The organism is Acidilobus saccharovorans 345-15, from assembly GCF_000144915.1.
Classification (GTDB): domain Archaea; phylum Thermoproteota; class Thermoprotei_A; order Sulfolobales; family Acidilobaceae; genus Acidilobus; species Acidilobus saccharovorans.
In genome coordinates, this window is the sequence record NC_014374.1 from 692170 (window position 1) to 715398 (window position 23229).

24 protein-coding genes are annotated in these 23229 nt (G+C 62.2%); 11 read left to right on the top strand and 13 right to left on the bottom strand.

Going from position 1 to position 23229, the window contains the following annotated elements; all coding sequences use genetic code 11:
• Positions 1-115: 115 nt before the first annotated feature.
• On the top strand, positions 116-1144 hold the full coding sequence (locus ASAC_RS03450; protein ID WP_013266602.1) for a glycosyltransferase family A protein: 1029 nt from the start codon (positions 116-118) through the stop codon (positions 1142-1144).
• Between the two features lie 117 nt (positions 1145-1261).
• Here the strand turns inward: ASAC_RS03450 and ASAC_RS03455 are convergent, their stop codons facing one another.
• On the bottom strand, positions 1262-1756 hold the full coding sequence (locus ASAC_RS03455) for a hypothetical protein (RefSeq protein ID WP_013266603.1): 495 nt from the start codon (positions 1754-1756) through the stop codon (positions 1262-1264).
• A gap of 39 nt (positions 1757-1795) precedes the next feature.
• Positions 1796-2488 carry an ABC transporter substrate-binding protein gene (locus ASAC_RS07780; RefSeq protein WP_158303786.1) on the bottom strand — a complete coding sequence of 231 codons (693 nt, stop codon included), beginning with the start codon at positions 2486-2488 and terminating at the stop codon, positions 1796-1798.
• Between ASAC_RS07780 and ASAC_RS03465 the strand changes: the two genes are divergently transcribed.
• Positions 2436-2975 carry a class I SAM-dependent methyltransferase gene (locus ASAC_RS03465; RefSeq protein WP_148217127.1) on the top strand — a complete coding sequence of 180 codons (540 nt, stop codon included), beginning with the start codon at positions 2436-2438 and terminating at the stop codon, positions 2973-2975. The two genes, ASAC_RS07780 and ASAC_RS03465, sit on opposite strands and share 53 nt — an antisense overlap.
• A gap of 228 nt (positions 2976-3203) precedes the next feature.
• Here ASAC_RS03465 and ASAC_RS03475 read toward each other — a convergent pair whose 3' ends face one another.
• Positions 3204-4586 (bottom strand): extracellular solute-binding protein, encoded by a 1383-nt coding sequence (locus ASAC_RS03475; RefSeq protein WP_048812972.1) that lies wholly within the window; start codon positions 4584-4586, stop codon positions 3204-3206.
• Between the two features lie 155 nt (positions 4587-4741).
• Here ASAC_RS03475 and ASAC_RS03480 point away from each other — a divergent pair, with 155 nt between their 5' ends.
• Complete coding sequence (locus ASAC_RS03480; RefSeq protein ID WP_202965464.1) at positions 4742-5893, top strand: AAA family ATPase; 1152 nt, start codon at positions 4742-4744, stop codon at positions 5891-5893.
• A gap of 89 nt (positions 5894-5982) precedes the next feature.
• Here the strand turns inward: ASAC_RS03480 and ASAC_RS07850 are convergent, their stop codons facing one another.
• The 9 genes from ASAC_RS07850 to ASAC_RS03520 all read right to left on the bottom strand — a co-directional run bounded on the left by ASAC_RS07850 (position 5983) and on the right by ASAC_RS03520 (position 14094).
• A complete protein-coding gene (locus ASAC_RS07850) occupies positions 5983-6153 on the bottom strand; it encodes a hypothetical protein (protein ID WP_013266609.1) in 171 nt (56 codons plus the stop codon).
• Positions 6154-6492: 339 nt separating this feature from the next.
• Positions 6493-6795, bottom strand: a complete 303-nt coding sequence (locus tag ASAC_RS03485) for a hypothetical protein (protein WP_148217128.1) — start codon at positions 6793-6795, stop codon at positions 6493-6495.
• A 381-nt stretch (positions 6796-7176) separates the two neighbouring features.
• The gene (locus ASAC_RS03490; protein ID WP_013266611.1) at positions 7177-7680 is read right to left on the bottom strand and encodes a 4Fe-4S dicluster domain-containing protein; all 504 of its coding nucleotides are present in this window, start codon (positions 7678-7680) and stop codon (positions 7177-7179) included.
• A 67-nt stretch (positions 7681-7747) separates the two neighbouring features.
• Positions 7748-9169 (bottom strand): hypothetical protein, encoded by a 1422-nt coding sequence (locus ASAC_RS03495; protein ID WP_013266612.1) that lies wholly within the window; start codon positions 9167-9169, stop codon positions 7748-7750.
• Positions 9166-9924: a hypothetical protein gene (locus ASAC_RS03500; protein WP_048812785.1), complete on the bottom strand. Its 759-nt coding sequence runs from the start codon at positions 9922-9924 to the stop codon at positions 9166-9168. The genes ASAC_RS03495 and ASAC_RS03500 overlap by 4 nt, the downstream gene beginning before the upstream one ends.
• On the bottom strand, positions 9908-10648 hold the full coding sequence (locus ASAC_RS03505) for a hypothetical protein (RefSeq protein WP_013266614.1): 741 nt from the start codon (positions 10646-10648) through the stop codon (positions 9908-9910). Before ASAC_RS03505 ends, ASAC_RS03500 begins: the two co-directional genes overlap by 17 nt.
• A gap of 75 nt (positions 10649-10723) precedes the next feature.
• The gene (locus ASAC_RS03510; RefSeq protein ID WP_013266615.1) at positions 10724-11308 is read right to left on the bottom strand and encodes a hypothetical protein; all 585 of its coding nucleotides are present in this window, start codon (positions 11306-11308) and stop codon (positions 10724-10726) included.
• A gap of 127 nt (positions 11309-11435) precedes the next feature.
• Entirely contained in the window at positions 11436-13229 is a 1794-nt protein-coding gene (locus ASAC_RS03515) for an aldehyde ferredoxin oxidoreductase family protein (protein WP_013266616.1), read from the bottom strand.
• A 55-nt stretch (positions 13230-13284) separates the two neighbouring features.
• Entirely contained in the window at positions 13285-14094 is an 810-nt protein-coding gene (locus ASAC_RS03520; RefSeq protein ID WP_013266617.1) for an N-acyl homoserine lactonase family protein, read from the bottom strand.
• Positions 14095-14229: 135 nt separating this feature from the next.
• Between ASAC_RS03520 and ASAC_RS03525 the strand changes: the two genes are divergently transcribed.
• From ASAC_RS03525 to ASAC_RS03560, 8 genes are all read left to right on the top strand, one after another.
• Positions 14230-15513, top strand: coding sequence for a hydroxyacid-oxoacid transhydrogenase (locus ASAC_RS03525; protein ID WP_013266618.1), 1284 nt, complete (start codon positions 14230-14232; stop codon positions 15511-15513).
• 59 nt (positions 15514-15572) lie between these two features.
• Positions 15573-15917 carry a YbjQ family protein gene (locus tag ASAC_RS03530; RefSeq protein WP_048812787.1) on the top strand — a complete coding sequence of 115 codons (345 nt, stop codon included), beginning with the start codon at positions 15573-15575 and terminating at the stop codon, positions 15915-15917.
• Between the two features lie 84 nt (positions 15918-16001).
• Entirely contained in the window at positions 16002-16469 is a 468-nt protein-coding gene (locus ASAC_RS03535; protein ID WP_013266620.1) for a hypothetical protein, read from the top strand.
• A 43-nt stretch (positions 16470-16512) separates the two neighbouring features.
• A complete protein-coding gene (locus tag ASAC_RS03540) occupies positions 16513-17643 on the top strand; it encodes a hypothetical protein (RefSeq protein WP_013266621.1) in 1131 nt (376 codons plus the stop codon).
• A gap of 42 nt (positions 17644-17685) precedes the next feature.
• The gene (locus ASAC_RS03545) at positions 17686-18948 is read left to right on the top strand and encodes a metal-dependent hydrolase family protein (RefSeq protein ID WP_013266622.1); all 1263 of its coding nucleotides are present in this window, start codon (positions 17686-17688) and stop codon (positions 18946-18948) included.
• Between the two features lie 74 nt (positions 18949-19022).
• Positions 19023-21584, top strand: a complete 2562-nt coding sequence (locus tag ASAC_RS03550) for an ABC transporter transmembrane domain-containing protein (protein WP_013266623.1) — start codon at positions 19023-19025, stop codon at positions 21582-21584.
• 40 nt (positions 21585-21624) lie between these two features.
• A complete protein-coding gene (locus ASAC_RS03555) occupies positions 21625-22296 on the top strand; it encodes a B3/B4 domain-containing protein (protein WP_013266624.1) in 672 nt (223 codons plus the stop codon).
• A gap of 52 nt (positions 22297-22348) precedes the next feature.
• Complete coding sequence (locus ASAC_RS03560; RefSeq protein ID WP_013266625.1) at positions 22349-22699, top strand: hypothetical protein; 351 nt, start codon at positions 22349-22351, stop codon at positions 22697-22699.
• Positions 22700-22753: 54 nt separating this feature from the next.
• Here the strand turns inward: ASAC_RS03560 and ASAC_RS03565 are convergent, their stop codons facing one another.
• Positions 22754-23167 carry a DsrE/DsrF/DrsH-like family protein gene (locus tag ASAC_RS03565; protein WP_013266626.1) on the bottom strand — a complete coding sequence of 138 codons (414 nt, stop codon included), beginning with the start codon at positions 23165-23167 and terminating at the stop codon, positions 22754-22756.
• Positions 23168-23229: the final 62 nt, after the last annotated feature.

A 23229-nucleotide genomic window follows, 5' to 3' on the forward strand; every position in this document is an offset into this window, starting at 1 on the left:
GTATAAGGGTTCTCCACGGTTTGACGTGGTGGCCCCATTGCAGGGCTTTTACCCTAAGCCGGCTTACCTCATCAACCTAAAAAGGCGTCCAAGATAGCCATACCCGGTCTGCAGCTTGAGCTCAGGAGAGCTGATTTCCGTCATAGTGACAGCGCATAACAGAAAGCAGTACCTGCCCTACGCGCTGCGAAGCCTCGAGGCCCAGACCCTCCCCAGGGACAGGTTCGAGGTAATAGTTGTCAAGAACTTTGATGACAAAGAGAGCGACGAGATAATTCTCAGGAACGGCTGGAAGAACATAATCACTGACGTAGTGCCCCTCGGGGGCAAGATAGCGATTGGCCTCGAGGAGGCCAGGGGGGACGTGGTGACTTTCCTTGAGGACGACGACATGTACTTCCCTGAGAGGCTCTCGGTGGTTTACAAGGCATTCGCTGACCTCCCAGGGCTCATATACCTTCACAACGGCCAGGAGGTCATTGACGAGGGCGGCTCCAGCCTGGGACCCCTTCAGGGCCTCAGTCATGACGTGGTGATCCCGCTGCCCCCCACGGAGGTCGCCTGCTACGCGGCCCTAGTTAACCCCGGGGGCTTCCACAACAACAGCTCAATAGCGGCCAGGAGGCATGTCCTTGAGGGCGGTCCCCTGAGGTATGTCCGTTCGTCGCCCGACCTCGCCGCGCTGGCCTCTGCGCTCCGCCGCGGCAGGGGCCTCCTCCTGCTCATGGGCAGGCCGCTGACCTACTGGAGGGTCCACACGGGGGCCACCACGTCGCACTCGTACTCCTCAAGGTCGGGCGACATGGCAAGCTCGCTGAGGGCCCTGGCAAGGTCATACTACGCCTGGGCCCTCGACGCCCACCTAGTCAAGTCGTACCTGGCCGGCACCCCGTGCGAGAGGTACGTAGAGCACCTTGAGGCCTTCAGGGCCGTTGAGATCGCCTCCATGCCCTCCTGGGCCGCCGGCCAGAGGCTCACGGTCACGCTGTATCGCAGGCTCCGGCAGGCCCAGGCCCTGAGGAGGCTGGGCTCGGTGAGCGCAAGGAACTACCTTGTGATGGTGGCGGACTCCCTCATGTCAAAGGCGCCTGACAGGCTAAGGGAGCTGTACTGGAAAGCCAGGTGGCTGGCCGGCGGACAATAATAAGAAGTGAGAGAGTAAAAGGGAGGGAAGAAGAGAAAAAGAAAGAAAGGGAGGGAAGTCTGCTGGGCCCCCACACAGGTTTAAAAAAAGAAGCTAGGTAAGGAAGCGCGACGCGCACTACTTCCTCCTCACGGCCCACACCGCCAGGGCCACCACCACGGCCGTCACGACCACGGCGGCTGCTATGTCGCCGGCTGAGGTAACGTACCTGTACACAGTTGTTGTGAACGTGCTGGTGCTTGTTGACGTCACCGTTACGGTAGACGTCGTAACCGAGGTCACCGCGGTGGTGGTCGTAGTTGTAGTGCTCGTGGTGGTCACGGGCGTTGTCGTAGTGACCGTCGTCACGTACGGGTCGTTGCTCGTGACCCACTGCTCAGGCACCTGGCTCATCGAGTATGCGCTGTAGTAGTACCACCAGGGCTCCGGCACGCTCTGGTTCACCAGGTGCAGGCACAGGAGCGCCGCGGGCCACCCTATGAGCCAGTAGGACGCCCAGTAGTCGTGGCCCTGGCTCGGGAACCCAGTTATCGTCTCGTTAATGTACTCGTAGGGCGAGTACGGGTAGAGCAGCGATATGGAGGGCAGAGTCTCAACCCAGAGCATGCCCACGTCGTTTATGTACTTCTCGTAGAGCGTCTCGTTGACGAGTCAGTACTGCATGGCCTCGTTGATGTACTCCATGAAGGGGTACTGGGAGAGGTTTATCCACATGAAGCCCCCGAAGCCCATTGCAGACTCATTTGTAGTCTTGGGCGAGAGCCTGGCCAGGAACTGCTGGGCCGCCACGGGCACTGCCCCCATGCCCCAGAACCTCGCCATCCAGTAGTCCCCGCTGAGCAGGTCCGAGAACCAGGTGCTGAAGGGCAGCGTCTCGGGCACCACGTTAAGGCCGATGGCCTTCAGCTCGTCGGCTATGAGCACGGCTGACTCGTCGTAGTCGGCCTCGCCGGAGGGCTCAATTATGGTCATCTGTATGTCCGACACGTCAGTCCCGTTGGGGGCGTAGAGCTGGCCGTTGACAAACCTCCAGCCGTGGGCCTCTAGCCAGTGTATTGCGCCGCTGACGTTGCCCTCCGGCGGCGCAAGGAGCTCGCCACGCTCACCACGGTTGAGTTGAACCCGCCTATGAGCGAGGGCGGCACGGGCGGGGCTCAGTAATTTTACGTTAAGCGGGCGCAGCAGTCCGGGTGGCCGCTTGGGCTGGGAGCCCTTCGAGAGGCTGCACTCAAGGTACGACTCCTGGTTCTCCAGGAACGCCGTGACCGCGGAGAACGAGGTGAAGGCTCTTATGAAGGCCGTCGAGGGGGCCGGGAGGCCGTGCGTCGAGGTAGGCTCGGGCACGGGCTTCTTCGCCTCAAGGCTTGGCTGCCTCGGCGTGGAGCCGAGCGTAAACATGGCCAGGCTCGCCCTGAGGAGGGGGGTGCAGAGCGTCCAGGGCAGGGCCGAGGCGCTGCCGCTGAGGGACTCCTCGGTCAGCGCTGTGATCTTCGTTGTGACGCTCTGCTTCCTCAGCGACCCGGCGGCCGCGATGGCTGAGGCCTCGAGGGCCCTCGTTAGGGGAGGCGTCCTGGTGAGCTGCATTGTTGCCAGGAGCTCGCCCTGGGGGCAGCACTACATCGGCCTCGGCAGGGCCGGGCACCCGTTCTACTCCATTGCTAAGTTCTACGACGTCGACGAGGTGGAGTCCATGGCGGTCTCGGCCGGGCTAAGGCCAGAGGGACACTTCGCGACCCTGACCTACGGCCCCCTCGACGAGCCAAGGGAGGAGGAGCCGAGGGAGTACAGCGGGGCTGAGGGCTTCGTGTGCTCAAGGTTCAGGAAGGCCTAAGGCGGCAGCCCCTGGGCGAGCTTGCAATGTGCGACCTGGGCTCGCTAAGGGACATCCTCAAGGTAGCGGGCAGACCGCAAAGCTGGAGCCCCAGTGAGAGGGCCGCAGACATCAAGGGCGTGACCGACAGGGACGGGCCGGTGAGGAAAAAGAGTCAGGGGGAGACTTTGCCTAGCGGCCTTCAGGCTTAACTGTTATGCTCGTCGCACCGGCCGGCGCGCCGCTAAGTCAGCCTCCGCCGCCCAGCGCCTCCACCCACGCCCTGGCGGCCTGCTGGAGCACCTGCATAGGAGATGATGTCGGCGACGACAGCCACTCGAACACGGGCCCGTTGAAGGAGGGTATGAGCACGGGGTAGGTCTGGGGGAGGGTTGGCGGCGTGGCAGTGGCGTTCTCGTTAGCGACAAGTATGGCCCTGAGCCACTCCCTCTCATAGGCCGGCAGGGAGGCGTTGTTCATGACCTGCAGGTAGGCCTCCCTTGATATGGGCAGCGAGCCCTGGGCGTAGAAGGCCCTGACCTGGAACTGTGGGCTCACTATGAACTGCAGGAACTCAAGGGCGAGCTGCTTGTGCTGCGAGTACCTGCTTATTCCCAGGAACGTGGACCCGGGCTCGCCGTAGCCCCCCGGCAGGGGGGCCATCAGGAGCTGGGAGGCGACGCTGGAGTTCATGCCCATTATGTCGTTGGCCCACGCTATTGCCCCAGCCGAGCTCCCCTGGGAGAGTATGCTGACCAGGGCGCTGTAGCCTATGGCAAGCTGCGACGGCGGGGGCTCGTAGCTGACCAGCTCCCTGAGGGTCTCTAGGGCCTCAACGCCTGCAGTGCTGTTGAACGCGGGCGGCGGGAAGCCGTGGCCCCACCAGCTGGGCACGCACCCCATGAACATTGTGCCGTAGCCCGGGAGGCCGGCCGGGTTGCCGCAGTTGAGGCTCTGGTTGTGCATGTAGTACCACTCGAAGATAGCCGGGAACGTGTCTATAAGCTCGTGCTTCGGCTCGTCCTCCACCAGGAAGCCGTACTTTGTTATGTTGTGGCTCACGAAGAACTTGTCTGCGTCTACAACCTGGCTCCAGTTGCCCCAGGTCCAGGGGTTGAGGCTGAAGCCGTACTCCTCCTGGAACTCGTGTTGCAGGGTGGCGTTGTTGAAAAGCGTGGCGTTGTAGGCTAACAGCTCAACCCAGGTCTGGAACGCTATCCCTATGACCTCTGCCCTGCCCGAGGAGGCGTTGTAGTAGAGCCCTCCGAAGTCCTCCTGGTCAGCTATTATGTCGCTCCAGTTGAAGTAGCTCGTGTTCAGGGGGACCAGGTAGGGGGCTATGAGTTGGGAGGAGGTGGGGGTGAAGGTTACTACGTCGTACTCCAGGCTCCCGGCCTTGAGCACCGTGATCTCCTGCTCCACGTAGGTGTCCCACGGGTACGAGACCACCCTGACCTTGACGCCAGGGTGCTGGGCCTCGAACTCCTCTGCCGCCATCTCAACTACGGGGGCCACGTCGTTGTAAGTCACCACGGTTATGGTGACCTGCCTCGCTGGCCTGTAGAGGTAGGCTGCCAGGGAGGCCGCCACCGCGACTACTATTATGATGGCGGCCGCCACGGTCCACCTCACTGGCCCCACCGGGGTTTACTTGAAACCCATAAGTAATCAGCCCTGCTGAACGTTCATCTCCGGGCCCCGCGGCGGGGCGGCAGGCCCCGTTGGCCGTCGGAGGCCCCTTCATGGCATCCCGCCTCACGGGCTGGGCCTCGGCCGCGCGGCCCTTATTGGCTGGGGAGGTACCCAGTTACTGGGGAGGTACCCTGCTATTCGACCCCAGGCCGAAGGAGGACCCCAGGGACCTCTTTGACAGGGAGGAGGAGCTGAAGGCGCTCAGGTCAGGGATCAACTACCCGGTGACGCTCCTCCTCGGCCTCAGGAGGAGCGGCAAGTCGTCCATTGTTAAGGTGCTGATGAGACAGGAGGACGCCCTGTGGGTCTACCTTGACATGAGGAAGTTCGAGGGGAGGGCGTACATAACCTACAGGGACCTGGTGCAGGAGCTTGAGGGGGCCATCAACTCGTGGCCCGAGAGGCTCAGGCAGGCCTTCAGGGGGCTGAGGGGTGTCAGGCTGGCGGGCGTCGAGGTCAGGCTCTCCTGGGGCCCAGGGGACAGGGCGGAGATAAGCGACGTCCTTGAGAGGCTCTCGGAGGTAGCTGAGGAAGAGGGGAGGAGGCCAGTCGTGGTGTTTGACGAGTCGCAGGAGCTGAGGAGGCTGAAGGGCTACGACCTGCTGTACCCCATAGCCTACGCATACGACAACCTGAGGGTCAGGTTCATATTCACCGGGAGCGAGGTTGGCATGGTGTACAGGTTCCTTAGGCTTAACGACCCTGGGTCGCCGCTCTACGGCAGGGCCGTGACGGAGATCAACGTGGGCCCCTTCAGCAGGGGGCTCTCGCTCGAGTTCCTGAGGAGGGGGTTTGAGGAGGTCGGCATGAAGGTCCCCGAGGCCGAGGTCGAGGAGGCCTACGACAGCCTCGGAGGGATCCCCGGGTGGCTGACGTACTACGGCTTCTACTACATGCAGCTCAGGGACCACAGGGAGGCCCTCAACAAAACCATATCAACGGGCGTCGAGCTGGTCAGGCAGGAGTTCAGGGGCTTCCTCGTTGGCAGGGAGGCTGCAAGGGAGAGGTACTACACTATCATGGAGGCCTGCAGGGAGGGCTGCACGTGGAGCGACGTGAAGAGGGCCCTTGAGGCCAGGGAGGGGGCTAGGGTCGACGACAAGCAGGTCACACTGCTCATCAGGAACCTCGTGGACGCCTCGTTCCTCACGAGGGAGGGCGACCTTTACAGGCCCGCTGACGTCCTTATCAGGAGGGCGTTCCAACGGCAGGGCGGGAGCGAGACTACTCACAGCCTTAGGATCTGACTTCCTCCCGCCTCTTCCAGGGCGAGGCCTGCCAACCTTTTGTTACCTCACCCAGTATCCGCGCAATTGTTTATAAATAATTATAATTATTAGCTAATAAACGCGGCGTTGGACACGCTTGACATCACGTCGCCGTTAAGCATGTGAAGCTGGAACTCATAGATGACCCCAGAAGACAGAGCGTTGCCGCCGTTCACGGCCCAGGCGCTGCTGACCCCGGACAGGGTGCCAGTTATGTAGGCAGCTGTGCCAGAGCCCACAAGAGTGATTATAGCGGTGCCGAAGCTTGCGCAGCAAAGCTGAGGGCGTGGTAGAAGTAACCGGATAGGTTAGTTATAACGTTAGGTTTATTGGAAACATTAGCACTGGGAGTATTAGCAACGTTAACGCTTGGGACGTTAGCCGCGCTGACAGATGGCATGTTTGTCGCACTCACAGTTGCCCTTTTTCTTAACGGGCCTCCTGCTGGACTACTGGCATCGGTACTGGCTGTAGAGGTGACCACGGGGAGGCCGCTGGGGGCGCCTGCGCCTCTGCCGACCTTATCCTAGCCATCTTCATGCCAACTGCGTTAGCGGCGGCAAGAGCAGCTGACGCGGCTAGCTGACGTCCTTCTCGAGGAAGTAGTTCAGCAGGTCGTATATGGATATGGCAATTATAGTGCCTGCGGTCATCGCGGCCCACGCTGGCTTCTTGAGGTAGTTGAAGAGAACGTAGAACATCCATGCGGAGACTAGCCTCGTGGCCTCCTTAACGATGAACGTGACGTTCTTATTGGTAACGCCCTCGTGTGCAAGGGCGCTTGTAGCGGACATTGTTATGAACTCCTCAAACAGCGTTGAGACCGCATGTACTACGAGGCCCTCCCAGAACTGCTTGTCGTGCAACACATCTCCTGTCACTTATATCGCCAGTTAACTATTTTGTAACTTCAATGCTTAAAAATGTCACGTTGATTAGCAGAGCGCATGATCATAACTGTGCTTGCATCGTAGGAGTGATGCAAAACTGTCCTGACACCCTCCCCGCCCTGAAGGATGAAGGCTTACAGGACTGCCCACAGGCCTGCAGCTCACCGCCCTCACCTTATCACCTCGCGGCTGGCGGCGCTGAAGGTATCCGCCCCGCCCGTCCAGAGATAGGCCTGCGAGCCTTGGTCAAGCAAGCCATGATGTGGCCGCCGAGCGTTAGGGTTCGCGTTGCTGGTCCTGCAGTTTACGGGCGGACGACCTAAACAGCTACCAGGGAGTGGGCCCTGGCGCGGTAAGTCCAGCCACAGGCCCTCAGCTCGTCGAGCCCCTGGCCGGGTAGGGGACTATGGGAACCATGAACTTCTCCTGCAGCTTGGCGAAGAAGTACCTCTTGTAGTAGGCGGCCTCGTTGACGTCAACGTATGCCAGGGCGTTCTCAGGGCACGCCTTGACGCACTGCGGGTCGCCGCCGCAGAGGTCGCACTTCACGGCCTTCTTCTCGAGGTGGTCAATCGTTATCACTCCGTAGGGGCAGACCTCCACGCACCTCTCGCAGCCGTCGCACCTTGCCCTGTCTATCGCCACCGAGAACGTGTTGGGGTCCCTGTAGATGGCGTTGTGCGGGCACACTCCGTCCACGGCGCAGAGGCCGCACTGTATGCAGAATAGGGGGGCGTCCAGGGGCTCCCTCTCGAGCCTCAGCACGTGGATAGCGGAGAGCTCCGGGTCGAAGACCTTGAAGTGCTCAAAGCTGCAGGCGAGCTCACACCTCCCGCAGCCCGTGCACCTTTCAGGAATGGCAATGAGCTGCTTCAAGGGGTCCTCCCAGGGTATCAGGCCGACTAGAGTATTTCAATATATCCACGGGGGCCCGAAAAGGCTTCTAAGGCCCCGCCCAGGCCCACACGAGGCCCCAGTCCGCCGCGTAGAGGTAGCCCGTGCCTGAGCCGACGCCGACGTAGTAGGCTCCAGCCGCCGGCGGGCTGAAGTAGCTGCCCACGTACTCGCTGAAGGTGGAGTTGTAGAAGGGGTAGTTCAGGTCCACGGCCCTGCCGTATATGTAGCCGTTGGACGGGTCGTAGGTGACGCACACGAGGACGTAGTCGCCTGGCCCTGGGACCCAGGGGGTCGGGCTCCAGGAGCCGACGCCGTCCCATCCGCTCCACGGAGGGCCAAGGTTAGGGCTCGGGCTTGGCTCAAAGTTTGCTGTGAGCCCAGCTTTCTTCCCCTTGCCGGCGACGGTGACGCTCACCACCCAGGCGTTCCAGGGGCCGCTGCTGCCCCCGATGCCCGGGCCCGTGGCCAACGAGAGGTTGTAGTACCAGGCCGGGTCGAACTGGACCACCAGGTAGGAGCCATTGGAGGCCGGGTACATGACGTCGCCCATGACTGGCGAAGGGGGCTGGCTCAGGCTCTCCGAGGAAACGTATGGTATTGACTGGTTGGCCGCCTTGCCCTGCGGCGCCAGGAAGAGGTAGAAGTAGACCCCGTGGCCCAGGGCCAGGCTTGGGCTGCTGTAGGTTACCACTGCGGCGATCGTCAGGTTATGCCCTCCTGCATAGCTGTAGCTCCAGAGGACCGCCCCGGCCGAGGGGGCGTACTGAAGATTGCCGTAGTACTCCTGCAGGTAGCCAGTCATGTCCATTACTGGCTGGGCGGCCGAGCCCGCGTACCACAGGTCCCAGTAGTAGGCCTCGGCCGCCGAGGGGCCTAGGTCGTAGGGCCACCCGCCGCTTGGCGTGCCGTCATAGTCGCCCTGGTAGTACATAGTGGTCTGGAGCGACTGGCCGTCAACGAAGCTCAGCGCCGCCCCCTGGGGCGGCTGGTGGACCGCCGTCCTCAGGCCGTAGACGAAGCTGAGCCCCAGGGCCGAGGAGGGGCTGAAGGCAAGGCTGCCGGAGAGGCTAACGCTCGACAGCGGGGCGCCGGAGAGCAGGTACAACAGGTAGGTGTCCCCCCTCCGAACGCTGATGGTAGTCGAGCCCCCTCCAAGGGATATCGTCGCGGTGCCGTTCTCCGCCGCCGTGAACACTGATATGGGCCACTGCAGCTTGTACTCATAGCCCCGCTGGGCTGGGACCAGGAGCGTGAAGGCGTAGCCGCTTGAGCCCTGAACAGCGCCGTAGTAGAGCACGGAGAGGTTGGGAGCAAACCCGCACGCGGGCGCCGAGGCCTTATAAACTACAGGGCTTGCCACGGGCTCCAGGCTTACAGCTGCCCTGTAAACTATGATAAGGTCCGCCTCCGCCACCGCCAGGGCGGCGAGCACTGCAAATGCTAGCAGCAGCGGGGCTGCCCTCCTCAAGCCCTGCGCCTCCTTATGTACCTGGCCCTCCTCATTATCTCCCTGGCTGCCCACGGCTTCGTCCTCTCCAGCTCATCTATGCCTACCCCGAAGATCCTCCTGGCCTCCCTGTCGGCGACCTCCCTTACCGGCTCCCCCTCGTCATATATGTGCGACCTGGCCTCGCCGTAGCCCGGCGAGTACCTTGAGTAGAGCTCAACCGCCCTGGCGAGCCCCGGGCTCCTCCTCCTGAGCTCCTCAAGGCCGACGCCGAACCTCCTCCTCGCCAGGGCCTCAGCGGCCTCAACAATCTTCCTGACCTCGCCCCAGGCCGAGGCAGCCAAGGCGGCCCCCGCTGAAGCCGTGAGCAGGGCCACGGAGGCGTAGTTGAGGCTGACCGAGGCGCCGGGCACCACGAGGGCTGACGAGGGGCCGTAGTTTATGGTGAGGCCCCCGAGCCCCCTGAGGCCCTCGGCCACCTCCAGGGCTGCGGTGAAGTAATAGGATAGGGCCGCGAGCGCGAGGTAGGCCGCCCTGGCCCTCCTGTTAAACGCTATGTAAACTGCTGAGGCCCCCAGGAGCACCTCGGGGACGGCCATGGGAGGGTAGACTGTTACCTTGGAGTAGGTGGGCGTGACTACCCTTGAGACCAGGCCAACTCCTATGTAGTAGTACCTCGCGTCTGCGACCACCGCCGGCAGGGCGGCCAAGGCGCCGAGGGAGGCTATTATCAGGGACGCGGCGGCCGCGGCCAAGATCCTAGCCCTGGTAGCCAAGGAGGCCCACCTCCTGCGTCACGTTGCCGTAAGGTGAGATGTAGGTGACGTTGGCCAGGGCCCTGATCTGGTAGACGTCCCCTGGCCTCAGCGCGCTAAGATCCTCATAGCTGCAGTTCAGCAGCTGAAGCTTGACGGTCCCCTGGCCGGCCGGCGCCAGTGCCCTGGGGGTCACGCACCCTGAGAGCGCCAGGGCGGACAGGTTGTAGTTTATGTAGGTGACCTGACCCGCGGAGATCATAACGGGGAACGGCGAGACGTAGCTCAGGAACAGGAGCGGCTCGCCGTCCTCGAAGGTTACGTTAACGGGCCTCAGCGACATGACCGCCGTGACCAGCCTCTCGAAGTATGAGATCACGTAGCCCCTGTCGCCCAGGGACACGTTGACAGCGAACCTGGCCTCAGAGCCCACCAGCTGGGGCTGGAGGGGCAGCGAGACAGTGTTGATTCCGCAAGTCGCGTTAAAGGTGCTGTAGCCCACCACCCTGTCGCCCAGGTAGACCTCCACTGAGCCCCCGAGGGGCCTCACGCGGCAGTCGCTTATCGTTATGTTAACGTAAAGCCTGTCGCCTACGCCGCTGACGTTAACCAGGCTGACGTTAAACGGGGGCTCGGGCAGGGGGCGGCCAAGGGGTCCCAGGTACCTCAGCACTACAAGCGCGCCTAGGACCGAGACCACTATTACAACGGCGGCGTAAGCGTAGTTGACCTCATCGTTGCCCAAGGCTGCCCCCTGCCGCCCTTTAAGGCCTCCTTCTAGTAAGCAGGGCAGCGCGAACGTAAAAGGGGCCGTGAGACGTCACGACGACGTTACGTTCTCGACCTCAAGGTACAGGGTTAGGGTGCCGCTGCTGCCATACGGCACTGGTATGGTAGGGAGCACCTTGAAGTCAACGTAATACGTTGTGCCCTGGGTCAACGTCGCAGTGCCAGAGGCCGTGCAGGCTGAAGTCGACGGTGTTATAGTTATGTTCTGCCCCTGGCCGGGGCTGCTGTCGGTGGTTGGATAGACCACGAGCGTCACGCTGGTCAAAGTGGCTGAGCCCGTGTAGCTGCAAGAGGCCACCGAGAGCTCCGGGGTGCCTTGCCCGAAGGCGTTGTTGACGTAGAGCTCAAGGGCCTGATACACGTACTCGTAGGTCGCGTTAGTCACTGGTATGGTAAGCTGTATGAAAGCCCCGCTCTGGCCCGTCTTGCCCGTCACATTATATAAGCTCAGCTGGACGGCTGCTGCCTCGGGGCCGGGCTTGAAGAGCACCGGCGTTACCGCGTTGAAGTTAACCTGCTCCTTGTAGACAAATATGATGTGCGCCGCCGCCATGGGGGCCGCCAGGGCCACCGCCAGCAAGGATGCCAGCATGGCTACCTTCAAGTAACCCTTCATGCTCTCACCGCTAAGTGCCTGTTGGAGCCGCTTAAAAACTTTCTTTTTAATTAATATGTTTTTTCTTAAGAAAAAGTGATTTAAGTATTACTTTAACTCTAATTTCACAGGGGGCAGGTCATGGCCTTCAGCCGCCGGCGGCCTTAAGTATGCCCAGCCTCTCAAGGGTCTCCCTTGTTGGCCTCCCCTCCTCGTCGTAGCCCCTGAGCTTATAGTACGTCATAACCATGCGCCTCCACTCCTCCTCAGCCACGACGTACCTCTTGCCATCGAACTCCACGGGCTCATTGAGCCACCTGGGCGGCAGCTTGTCATCCTCTACCGTGGTCCCGTTCATGTACCTGTGTATAACTATTATCCTCTCTGCCGTCTCCCTCAGCGAGGCCTGGTCGTAGCTGAAGCCGGTCACGGCGTTGAGCACCTGGACCAGCTCGCTCCAGCCGTAGGCGTTCCTGCCGAACTTGCAGAGCACCGCGCTGTCGTAAATCGCGTTCCTCTCCTCAAGGTCCATGACGGCCCTGACCTTCTCCTCGCCCGTGGCCTGCCTGCCCCCGGCCAGCCCAGGTATGTCTATGGCGTAGCCGCTGCTCCACAGGTGGTCCGCGCCCCTCTCCGCTACAGCATATGTCAGTATCATGCCCTTCAGCGTCCTCGGGTCGTAGCCCGCAGGTTCAAGGCCCTTGACCTCTATGGCCACCTCGGGGTGCCCCAGGGCCCTGGCGGCCTCCCTGGTCCCCATGGAGAGCACCTTGCCTATGCCCTCCCTCTTTGCTATGGCCGTTATGAGCTCCCTGAAGCGCTGCGCGTCCCCAAACCTCACGCCCTCTGATGGGTCCACGTAGCCCTTCTCCGTCAGGTACGCCAGCAGGCCGAGCACGTTGCCAGTGCTTATGGTGTCCAGCCCCACGTCGTCAACCAGGGAGGCGAGCTGTATAAGCTCGTCCGGGTCCACGACGCCCGTCAGGCCGGCCAAGGCCATTGTGGTCTCGTACTCCAGCTCGTAGTAGCCCCCGTACCTCCTGGAGGTGACCACCTTGTGGCAGGCCACGGGGCAGTGGAGGCACGTGGCCCTCTTCCCGACGTAGTAGTTCTTGCTGAGCACCTCGTACCACGAGATCCTCCTCCAGCCCGGGGCCGACACCCCGGTCCAGTAGAGCGAGGGGAAGAAGCCGGTGCCGTTGGCCGCGTCTATGGTGCCCAGGGTCCCGTTGTCCCTGTAGCTTTTAGCTGCCGTCGCGAGCCTCTGGGTCATGTAGCTTATCATTGACCAGGTCCTCTCGGGGTCCGCGACCTCGATGGACCTGCCGCTCGGCACGAAGACTACAGCCTTCAGGTTCTTTGAGCCCATGACCGCGCCTCCGCCTGACCTGCCGAACTGCCTCCACGTCTCATGATTTATGGAGGCGAATGGCACCAGGTTCTCCCCCGCCGGGCCTATGACCGCCACCGCCGCCTCCTGGCCGTGGACCTCCTTAAGCGCCCTCTCGGCGTCGAAGGTCCCCATGCCCCAGAGGCCCGAGGCGTCCCTGACCTCGGCCCTGCCCCCCTCGACCACTATGTATGAGGGCCTCTGGGCCCTGCCCGTCACCATTAGCACGTCGGCCCCCGCGTACCTCATTATCACAGCCAGGGAGCCCCCCACCGTGGAGTAGCTCCACCTCCTGCTCAGCGGCGAGAAGAACACGGCCGTGGCCCTCGACGAGAGGGGTATTCCGGCGCCTGAGAGGGGGCCGGACGCAATTATGAGGGGCAGCTCCGGCGAGAGGGGGTCCTGGGGCCTGCCGTAGCCCCCCTTAAGCGCGAGCAGGAGTCCTATGCCCCTGCCCCCCAGGTAGGCCCTCACGTCCTCGTCCCTCAGCTCGTCGTACTTCACCTCGCCGCTGCCCAGGTCGACCCTTATGAGCCTGCTGAAGCTCCCCAAGCCCAGCCCCCTTTCCAGCTGAAAAAGAGAAGTATTAAGACAGCGCCCCTACGGCTCAGAACAGGGGCCTGGGTATCCTCGGGTACTTCTGCCAGTTGGTGGGGTCGTGGGTCATGAACATGTGAACCCTCTTAGATGACGTCCAGAACTTCATCTTCCTTGTGAACGACTCGAACTGGTCCCCGTTGTAGAGCAGCCAGCCCTTGCTCTCTGTCTCGAACTCCTCAGGCATGTGGAAGAAGTCGCCCATGAAGTACCACGTGTCCCCGTTGGGGGCCTCGACCTTGACAACCATGTGGCCCGGCGTGTGGCCCCCCGTGTGTATGACCTCTATGCCTGGAAGGATCTCAAGCCTCTCCTCGTCAACCAGCACCCACCTGGCCCCCTTGAGCGGCTCGAAGTCCGAGGGCACGTAGGCCCCGTACTTGCCCTCCCATATCTGGGTCAGGGCGTGCTGGAGCTCGAGCCTGTGGGCTATTAGGTAGGCGCTGTCCCTGTACATGTACGCCTGGCCGGCGTGGTCCAGGTGCAGGTGCGTGAATATTATTGCCCTTATGTCCTCGGGCTTAAGGTTCAGCTGCTTGAGCTGGTTCACCGACACGTTGTCCTGCGTGAACCTGACCACCGGGAAGGCCTCGAAGGACTCCTTGGGCCACACCCTGGCCGCGTCGGGGCTCGGGCCCGAGTCTATCATTATCCAGCCGTCCTCGTGCTCTATGAGGGCGCCTGCCATGGGGAACTCGACCCACCTCCTAGGCTTGTCCCTCTGGCCGTTCGTGGCGGGGTCGGGAAGGAACCAGCCCCACTCCGCCTGCATAAGGCCGTAGTCAAAAAGGTACGCGTGCTTGACGCCCGTCTCAGCCAACCGACTCACCCCTTGGCCTTCCCCCTTTGTCGCTCTTATTTTATATATCTTGTAAGATAAATACAGTGGGACATTAATAATTCAGGCCATGCCCAGGGTTAACACTTCAGGCAGCCCGCGAATCGCGGTGAGAGCGTGGCGTACCTGGCGTACTCGGAGCTCACGGACTCCGTGTTCGTGATAAACCTGCCCTACATCAAGTTCGGCCTAGGTGCCTCGAAGGACGTCGGCTACGAGGCCAGGAGGCTTGGCATGACAAGCGTGCTCCTGGTCGTCGGCAGGAGGCTCGCCGAGACCAAGCTGGCGGAGCAGGTGAGGGGCAGCCTCGAGTCCCAGGGCATAAAGGTGGAGGTCTTCACCGACGTCCACGTGGAGCCTGACGACGAGGCCATAGTGCAGGGCTTCTCAAAGGTCAGGGACCTCAGGCTCGACGGCTTCGTCGCCCTGGGGGGCGGCTCAACGATCGACACGGCCAAGCTGCTGAACCTCCTCTACAGCTACCCGGCGGACCTGATGGACTACGTGAACAGGCCCGTGGGCAAGGGCATGTCCCCTCCCGGCCCCCTGAAGCCCATGATAGCCATACCTACAACCGCGGGCACGGGCGCTGAGAACACCAACGTGGCCGTGCTGGACATAAAGAGGCTCCACGTGAAGACAGGCGTGAGCAACCAGTACCTCAGGCCGTCCGTGGCAATAGTGGACCCGCTGACGACGGTTAGCATGCCCCCAATGGTGACTGCCTCCACCGGGCTCGACGTGCTTAACCACGCCATAGAGTCCATAACGGCCCACCCTTACACAGCGAGGCCCGCGGTCTCACCAGCGGAGAGGCCCGTCTACGCCGGCTCAACGCCCATAGGCGACCTCTTCCTGCCGGTGATAACCTGGGCGGCCAAGTACATAAGGAGGGCCTACGCGGACCCATACGACATAGAGGCCAGGTACTACATGCAGCTCGGGGCTAACCTGGCAGGCCTGGGCTTCGGCCACGCCGGGGTCCACGTGCCCCACGCCATGGCTTACCCCATAGCTGGCATGGTGAGGGACTGGCACCCGCCGGACTACGACTTCGGCTACCCGATAGTCCCCCACGGGATAAGCACGGCAATACCCGCGGCTTACGCCTTCAGGTTCCTGGCCCCATACAACGAGGACAAGTTCAGGGCCGTCGCCAGGGCCCTGGGGCTTGACGACAGCGGCACGCCGAGGGAGGTGGGCGAGAGGATATTTGACTTCTACCTGAAGCTCCTCGAGGACCTGCACGTGCCGACCAACCTCAAGGAGATAGGGTTCAGCAGGTCAGACCTCGACGGCCTCGTAGAGGGCGCCTGGGCGCAGCAGAGGCTGCTGGTGCTGTCCCCCAAGGCCATAAGCAAGGACGACCTAAGGAGGCTCTACAGCGAGATGCTCGAGTAGCCCCACCTTTATATGAGCCCTTTTATTTTGGTATGCCCTCCCTCCTCCCAGGTGAAACTTTGAGCTTCACGAGCACTGACATAATAATCACGACGTCCAACGACGTGCCGGGCCACAGGGTTGTCAAGGTCCTGGGCGTGGCCCTGGGCATAACGGTGAGGTCAAGGGGGCTCGGGGGCAACCTGCTCGCGAGCCTCAGGTCCCTGGTCGGGGGCGAGATCAAAGAATACACGGAGATGTCAGAGCAGGCTAGGATACAGGCCATACAGAGGATGGTGGAGCACGCCAAGAGCATGGGCGCCAACGCGGTCATAGCCTTCAGGCTGGACTCAAACGAGATAGGCGAGACGATGGACGAGATAATAGCCTACGGCACCGCCGTGGTGGTCGAGCCCACCGCCTGAGGCGTCTGGCCTCGCGGCTCACACAGCTGGCAAGGCCAAACGCTTTAAAGTGTGTGAGGGTCTCCTGTAAGTCGCGTGGCACCGATGTCATCAGCTGACCTCAGGGCCAGGCTCGAGGGCTGGGCCAAGACTGAGGTGGCCCACGCAAACAGGCTCTCCGAGACCGCCAGGAGGGCCAGGAGCCCCCTGGTGAGGGCCGTGCTCACGGCCATAGCCGTTGACTCTGAGAAGCACTACCAGCTGCTCATGATAGCGGAGGAGCTGCTCACGAAAAGCGAGCTCAGCGTTGACGAGTTCGAGGGCACGCTTAACGACATAAGGGAGCACATAGCTACTGAGGAGGACGCGATCAAGTTCTTCGAGTCCCAGCTCAGGGACCCCGCCGTGGCCTCAAACCTGCAGCTGACCTTCGTGCTCAAGCTCCTGCTGAGGGACGAGAAGTTCCACCACATAGTCCTTCACGACCTCTACCAGGCCCTGGTGAGGGGCAGGATAATTGGGCAGGGCGAGGAGTGGGAGGAGCTCTACAGGGAGCTCGACAGGTACCTGTAGCCAGCTTAAAGCTTAGCCCTGCCCAGGACGTTGGGGCAGGCCCTTGGACAGGGGCTCGAGGCTGCTGTGGGCCAGCTGGACCTTCAGCGTAGCCAACGGCCTATCGTCGCCGGTCCTGGGCCTCTACCTCTTCACCGGGGGCTCCATGGAGGTCTCCGTGGAGTTCTACATAGTGGGCGCGGCCTTCATACTGGCGACCTACATAGCCGTCGGCATGTCAAGCGGCAGGCTCAGGTCGACGGCCTCCCTCTACAGGCCGGGCCTCGCCCTGCTGGCGGCCTTCTACTTCACCCTCCTGGCCCTGGGCCCCAGGGCCCACAGCTGCGTGCCTCCCTTGGCTGCACTCTACGGGGTGGCCTCCGGGCTTTACTGGAGCGGCTGGGACATAGTCTACTACGAGTTCATAAGCGACAGGCTGACGTTCTTCAACAGGCTCTCCTACCTGGGGTTCGCCTCGTCCCTGGCGCTGCCAGCCATTTACGGCGGCGTCCTGGCGGCGCTCAGGTCCTCGGGCTACTACGTGCTCTTCGCCTCATCGGCTGTCGGCCTCGCGGTGGCCAGCGCCCTAATGCCGAGCCTCAGGCCGAGCCTGGGGAGCTTCTCGGTGCTCCACATGGCCTCGCTCCCAGCCAGGGACAGGAGGTACGGGGGCCTCGTGACCGCGCTCTCGATGCTCTTCGGCTACGGCTACTCCACGTCCTACGTTAACCCCATACTGACGTACGTCTACTTCGGCGACAGCTACTCCAGGTTCGCCGAGTTCAACTACGCGCTCAACGTCCTCGGGGTTGCCGTCGTGAGGGCCAGGAGGTGGATGGCGAGCAGGCTCGGCGCTGGCAACCTGGTGCTGTACTCCTCCGCCGCCCTTATGGCGTCAGCCGCCGCCACTGCTGTGACCTGGAGGGCGGCCCCGGCGTACCTAGTGGCCTCCTCGTTCATGGGGCAGATGGTGACCTTCGTTGACGTAGAGACGTGGAACTCCATGAGGCACGACAGGTTCGCCGAGTACATGACCAACAGGCACCTCATGCTCAACACCGGCAGGGTGACGGCCAGCCTCCTGGTCCTCGCCGTAGTGAACTTCCTGGGCCCCTTCACCTCGCCCCTGGTGCCAGGCGCCTTCGCCCTGGCCGGGGGGTCGTACTTCAAGGTCATCAGGAGGGACAAGCCTTAAGCTTATATTTTAGCCTGGCCTCCCTGGGCCAGGTGCCTGACGGTGGGCACGCTCGTTATAGAGGACGCGCTTATCTTCGACTCCTCCGGGAGGCAGCCCTTCAGGGGCACTGTAGTAGTAAAGGATAACGTAATAGAGGACGTCGGGACCAGGGGCGAGGTCAGCCCCCCTGAGGGGGCCAGGGTGGTGGAGGCCAGGGGCATGTTCCTGATGCCTGGCCTCATAGACGCCCACCTCCACCTCACGGGCTCAAGGAGCGGGAGGATAGAGGAGGACCTGGTGACCCCCATAGGCGTCTTCTTCGCCAGGGCCGTGAGGGACCTGGAGGCCCTGGCCGACGCGGGCTTCACCACAGTGGTGGACGCCGGCAGCATAGTTGGGCTTCACCTGAGGGACGCCGTGGCCGAGGGCACCGTGAGGGGGCCCAGGGTGGTGGCCGCGGGCCCCGTGCTCTCGCAGACCTTCGGCCACGCCGACGTCCACTACCTACCAGTTGAGTGGGTCGACTACAGGACCACCAGGAAGCTCACCCCGTTCGCGTCGCTGATATGCGACGGGGAGGCCGAGTGCAGGAAGGCCGCCAGGCACGCCATGAGGGAGGGGGCCGACTTCATAAAGGTCATGGCGTCGGGAGGGGTCCTAAGCCAGAGGGACAGGCCCGAGTACAGGCAGTTCACGCTCGAGGAGCTGAAGGCTATTGTAGACGAGGCCAGGGCCGCCAACAGGTGGGTCCACGCCCACGCGGAGGGCAAGGCTGGCATAGTGAACGCCGCCAGGGCAGGGGTCAAGATAGTGGCCCACTGCGACATGATGGACGAGGAGGCCGCGGAGGAGGTCCTCAAGGCCGGGGCGACCTGCGTGCCCACGTTCGCCATCGACTACAGGCTGCTGGAGGAGGGCCAGAAGCTTGGGGTGCCCGAGTGGGGCATGAGGAAGATAGCTGAGCTGGCGGACATACACCTAGAGAACATAAGGAGGGCCTACAGGATGGGCGTGAGGCTGGCCACGGGCACGGACTTCTCGGGCGGCGTGGGCAGGCACGGCGAGAACGCGGAGGAGGTGGCAATCTTTGTCGAGAAGGTCGGCATGACCCCGCAGGAGGCCCTCATAGCTGCCACCAGGAACGCAGCTTACGCCGCCGGCCTGGAGGGCAGGGCGGGCATAATAGCCAAGGGGGCCCTGGCGGACCTCATACTCGTCGACGGCAACCCGCTTGATAACGTCAGGGCCCTCACCGACAGGTCAAGGGTAAAGCTGGTGGTCAGGGGAGGGGAGGTAATTAAGGACCTGACCACCAGGGCCTGACCTTTCACCTGTTAAAAGTTACCCTAACACGTAAATGCGTCCCTTTCACTCCTTAATGGGAAAAGGGAACCGCGTTGAGAGCCTGCGCCGACCTGGGCCCTGACCTGACGCCCGCGTGCATAAACGTTGAGCTCACGGACGAGGCGCTGCTGGCCGACGGCAGGGTGATAGCCAGGCTCAGCGACGTTAGGAGGGCCTTCGTGGAGCCAGGGGTTAACGTCAGCAGGCTTGTGCTTGAGCTGAACGACGGGAGGCAGGTGGAGGCCCTCTACTTCACCAGGCCCAGGGAGGAGGACTTCAGGAGGATGGCTGAGGCCATAAACAGGAGGCTCAGGGCTGAGGGCGAGCAGGCGGGGCGGGGCGGCAGCAGGAGGGAGAGGAGGGCGAGCACTATAAGGTGGCTCTACACCTTCGCGAGGCCCTACAGGAGGAGGCTCATAATAGGCACCTCCCTGGCCCTCGTGGCCACCGCCCTCAACCTGGTCCCCCCGTACCTGCTGAAGGTGCTCATAGACAGCGTCCTTGAAAGTCCAACTCACCCGCGCGGCCTCTTTACAGAGCTCATAGCCACGCTCCTGGGCTCCTACGTGGCGCTCACCATAGTGTCTGCGGTTCAGAACTACGTGCTGAACTCCACCGGCTCCATGATAATAAACCACATAAGGCATGAGCTCTACAGGCACGTGGTCAACAACGTCGAGGCGTCGTTCATAGACAGGGTGACGCCGTCAAGGATACTCTCAAGGCTCACCACGGACGCCGGCAACACCAACTGGCTCATGGTCTGGGGGCTGCCGACAGTGCTGACCAACGTGCTCACTGTGATAGGCATAGGCGTCATACTCTTCACCATGGACGCCAGGCTGGCCATTTACTTAGTCATACCGGTGCCCCTGGTGGCCTACATGATATACAGCTACAGGAGGAAGTCGCACAGGCTCTACCACAGGAACTGGAGGAACAGCGCTGACGTCACCTCACTCATAAACGACACCGTGCCTAACTACGTTGTCATAAGGTCCTTCGGCAAGGAGGAGGCCGTCAGCTCAAGGCTTGAGTCGGGCCTCAGGAGGCTCCTCAGGTCAAGCATAGACATAACAATCATGAACCAGACCTACTGGCCCCTCCTGGGCTTCCTGCTCTCCCTGGCCACGGTAGTCATATGGTGGGTCGGGGGCACAGAGGTCATAAGCGGCGCGGTTAAGCTGGGCGTCCTGGTGGCGTTTGTTGCCTACGCGAGCCAGTTCTACGCGCCGATAAACAACCTGGGAAACGTGCTCCCCTTCGTCCAGCAGTCCCTCACCTCTGCCGACAGGCTCAGGGAGCTGCTCGAGGCCCCAGCCTCGGGCCAGGGAGGCAGTGAGAGGCCCAACATGAGGGGCGACGTGGAGTTCAAGGACGTGACGTTCGGCTACGACCCGCTGGTCCCCGTGGTCAAGGGGGTGAACATAAGGGTCAGGGGAGGCTCGAGGGTAGCCGTAGTGGGCCGCTCCGGCTCAGGCAAGAGCACGCTGGTCAAGCTGCTCCTCGGCCTCTACAGGCCCCAGGAGGGCTCAATAACCGTTGACGGCGTCGACGTGAGCAGGATTGACAGGAGGTACTTCATGTCGAGGGTGGCCTACGTGCCCCAGGACGTGACCCTGTTCTACGACACGATTGGGAACAACATAGCCTTCGGGGCGGAGAGGCCCGTGGGCCCCAGGGAGATAATAGAGGCCGCCAGGGCCGCCATGATACATGGCGAGATAGCCCAGTTCCCGCTGGCATATGACACGATAGCCGGCGAGAGGGGCACGTACCTCTCTGGCGGGCAGAGGCAGAGGGTTGGGATAGCGAGGGCGCTCATAAAGGACCCTGACCTGGTCATACTTGATGAGGCCACGTCAAACCTTGACGTCGAGAGCGAGACGCTGGTGTACCAGGCCATAACTAACCTGACAAGGGGGAGGACCACCATAATGATAACCCACAACCCGGTCGAGATCATGGGGGCCGAGCAGGTGGTGGTAATGGAGGACGGCAGGGTGGTGGAGGTCGGCACGCCGAGGGAGCTCATGGAGTCCCACGGCAAGCTCTACGAGCTCATGTCGTCCTACGGCTACAGCGAGTACGTCCCGCCCCCGCCCCCCAGGCCCGCGAGGGAGGCGCCGATCGTAGAGGACCCGTCAGCGGTCAAGGTTATGCCCTCGGGCAGGGGGAGCCTTGTGGACGTAAGCATAGACGGGGTCACGCACAGGGGCCTGAGGCCCAAGCTTCTCTTCCCGATAACCCATCCCGAGGTTGTTGGCCTCTACGACGGCGAGGGCAACGAGGTCGCCATAATACTTGACATGAACAGGCTTGACGAGGCCTCCAGGAGGGCCCTGGCCGACGCCATAAGGAGGGGCCTGGTGAAGTACAGGGTCTCCAGGATCAAGGACATCGTGGCCACGGGCGACGGGCTCTCATGGAGGGTGATAGCAGTGGACGGCTCCAGGAGCTTCGAGGCCTCCGTGCTGTCCCAGAGCAGGGGCGACGTCCTGCTGCTGAACAACAGGATAGCCGTGATAGACAGCAGGAGCGGCGTGATATACGAGGTCTACCCTGACCAGCTCGACGGCAGGAGCCTTAAGCTGCTCAGGGAGACGGTCGGCTAAGCCCAAAAGTCCTCGGGGCCCAGGGTCCGCGGGGGCAGGGTTGAGCTGCGACCTGGTCAAGGTCTCCGAGGAGGCCAGGGGAAGGGGCGTCTTTGTGGTCTACACCACGGTTGAGCTCAGGGAAAGGGCCGACGGCGACCCCCTGGGCGGCGTCGTCTCAGACTACGTGGCCTACTTGAGGTCCTCCCTCACCCTTGATGGGCTCAAGTATCACCCGGTGGTCAGGGCCTACAGGGACTTCTTCTGGAGGCTCGGCATAGACCCCACCAAGGTGAGGCCGAGCTCCGAGGCGCTGGCGAGGAGGGCCCTGAGGGGCGAGTTTCCCAGGGTGAGCCCGCTGGTTGACGCGGGAAACCTCGCCTCCCTGAGGACCCTCGTGCCCATAGGCATCTACGACCTCGACCTGGCCTCCCCTCCGTTCACCATAACGCTGTCGAGGGGCAGGGTCAAGTTCTACCCCATAGGGGGCAGGGAGCAGGAGCTGCCCGAGGGGTACCCAATAATGGTTGACTCCAGGGGCGTGGTGGTGCACCTTTACGCCCACAGGGACTCATCGCTAACCTCGGTGAGGGAGTCCACCAGGAGGGCGCTGATAGTGGGCACCGGCGTCCCAGGGGTTGAGAAGGGGCTGGTGGGCCAGGCCGTTGAGCTCACGGTCAAGCTGTCCTCAGCGGTGGGCTGGGCCCAGGAGGGCCCCACCTGCGAGGCCTAAGTGCTGATCAACTTATAACCTTTGCCAAGGCTTTCCTCCCGGTGGGGAAACGGTGAACATGTTCCAGGCCCTGGGAGTCAGCCTCTCGTCGCCGACGGGCATAGCCATCACCATAATAGAGTTCCTGCTCGGCTTTGGCGCCGGGTACGTGCTGTTCAAGGGGCTTAAGTACATAATTGCGTTCTTCCTTATACTAATAGTAGGCGACCTCCTGAGCGTGTGGAAGATCAGCGCGCTGAACTTCAAGTCCCTGGCCGCCGGTGTGGCCTCAGGCAACACGACGGAGCTGGCGGAGGGCCTCAGGTCGCTCGCGCCGTTCCTGGGCATCATAGAGCCCCTGTTCACGTCAATCATAATATTCGTGGGGTTCCTGATAGGGGCCGCGGTGGCCTTCTTCAAGTAAATAAAAAAGGAGAAAGAGAAGGGGGATGGTAGGGGCTTTTTACGGGCTAGCGGCTCATATGTAGAGGATCACATCGGATGAGGCGGCCTCGCTGAGGAAGGTGGCTACCCCGGCTATGTCATCTACTAGGCCTGGGTCGAAGTCCTCCTTTTTGAGCCCTAGCATGTCAGCCACGAGGCTGCACGCCACGACCCTCACCTTGCCCTCCCTCTTGGCGTCCCTCAGCATCGAGTGCCAGCTCACGTTCCTCTGCGACAGGTACTTCATGGCCGCGTCCCTGTACTCCTCGTAGTCCTTGCCTAGCTTCGAGAACCTCTCGACCTCGCCCCTCCTGAAGGCCACCTGGGCGAAGCTGAGGAAAATGAAGACCTCCATGCCCTCAGCGACCGCGCCCTGAGCTATCACCGCGGCCGAGAGGAGCTTCTCGTAGGTCGGGGATATGAGGAATATCGAGACCTTCCCTGCCAAGCCCCGCACCCACTTTCTATAAATAGAGAGGGTCCATTTATTTTTTCTATTTAGAGAAAAAC

Excerpts from the sequence above, each read along its gene's own strand:
- ASAC_RS03535 (WP_013266620.1), top strand. The coding sequence starts at position 16,002 with ATGTCATCAGCTGACCTCAGGGCCAGGCTCGAGGGCTGGGCCAAGACT.
- ASAC_RS03465 (WP_148217127.1), top strand. The coding sequence starts at position 2,436 with ATGAAGGCCGTCGAGGGGGCCGGGAGGCCGTGCGTCGAGGTAGGCTCG.
- ASAC_RS03510 (WP_013266615.1), bottom strand. The coding sequence starts at position 11,308 with ATGAAGGGTTACTTGAAGGTAGCCATGCTGGCATCCTTGCTGGCGGTG.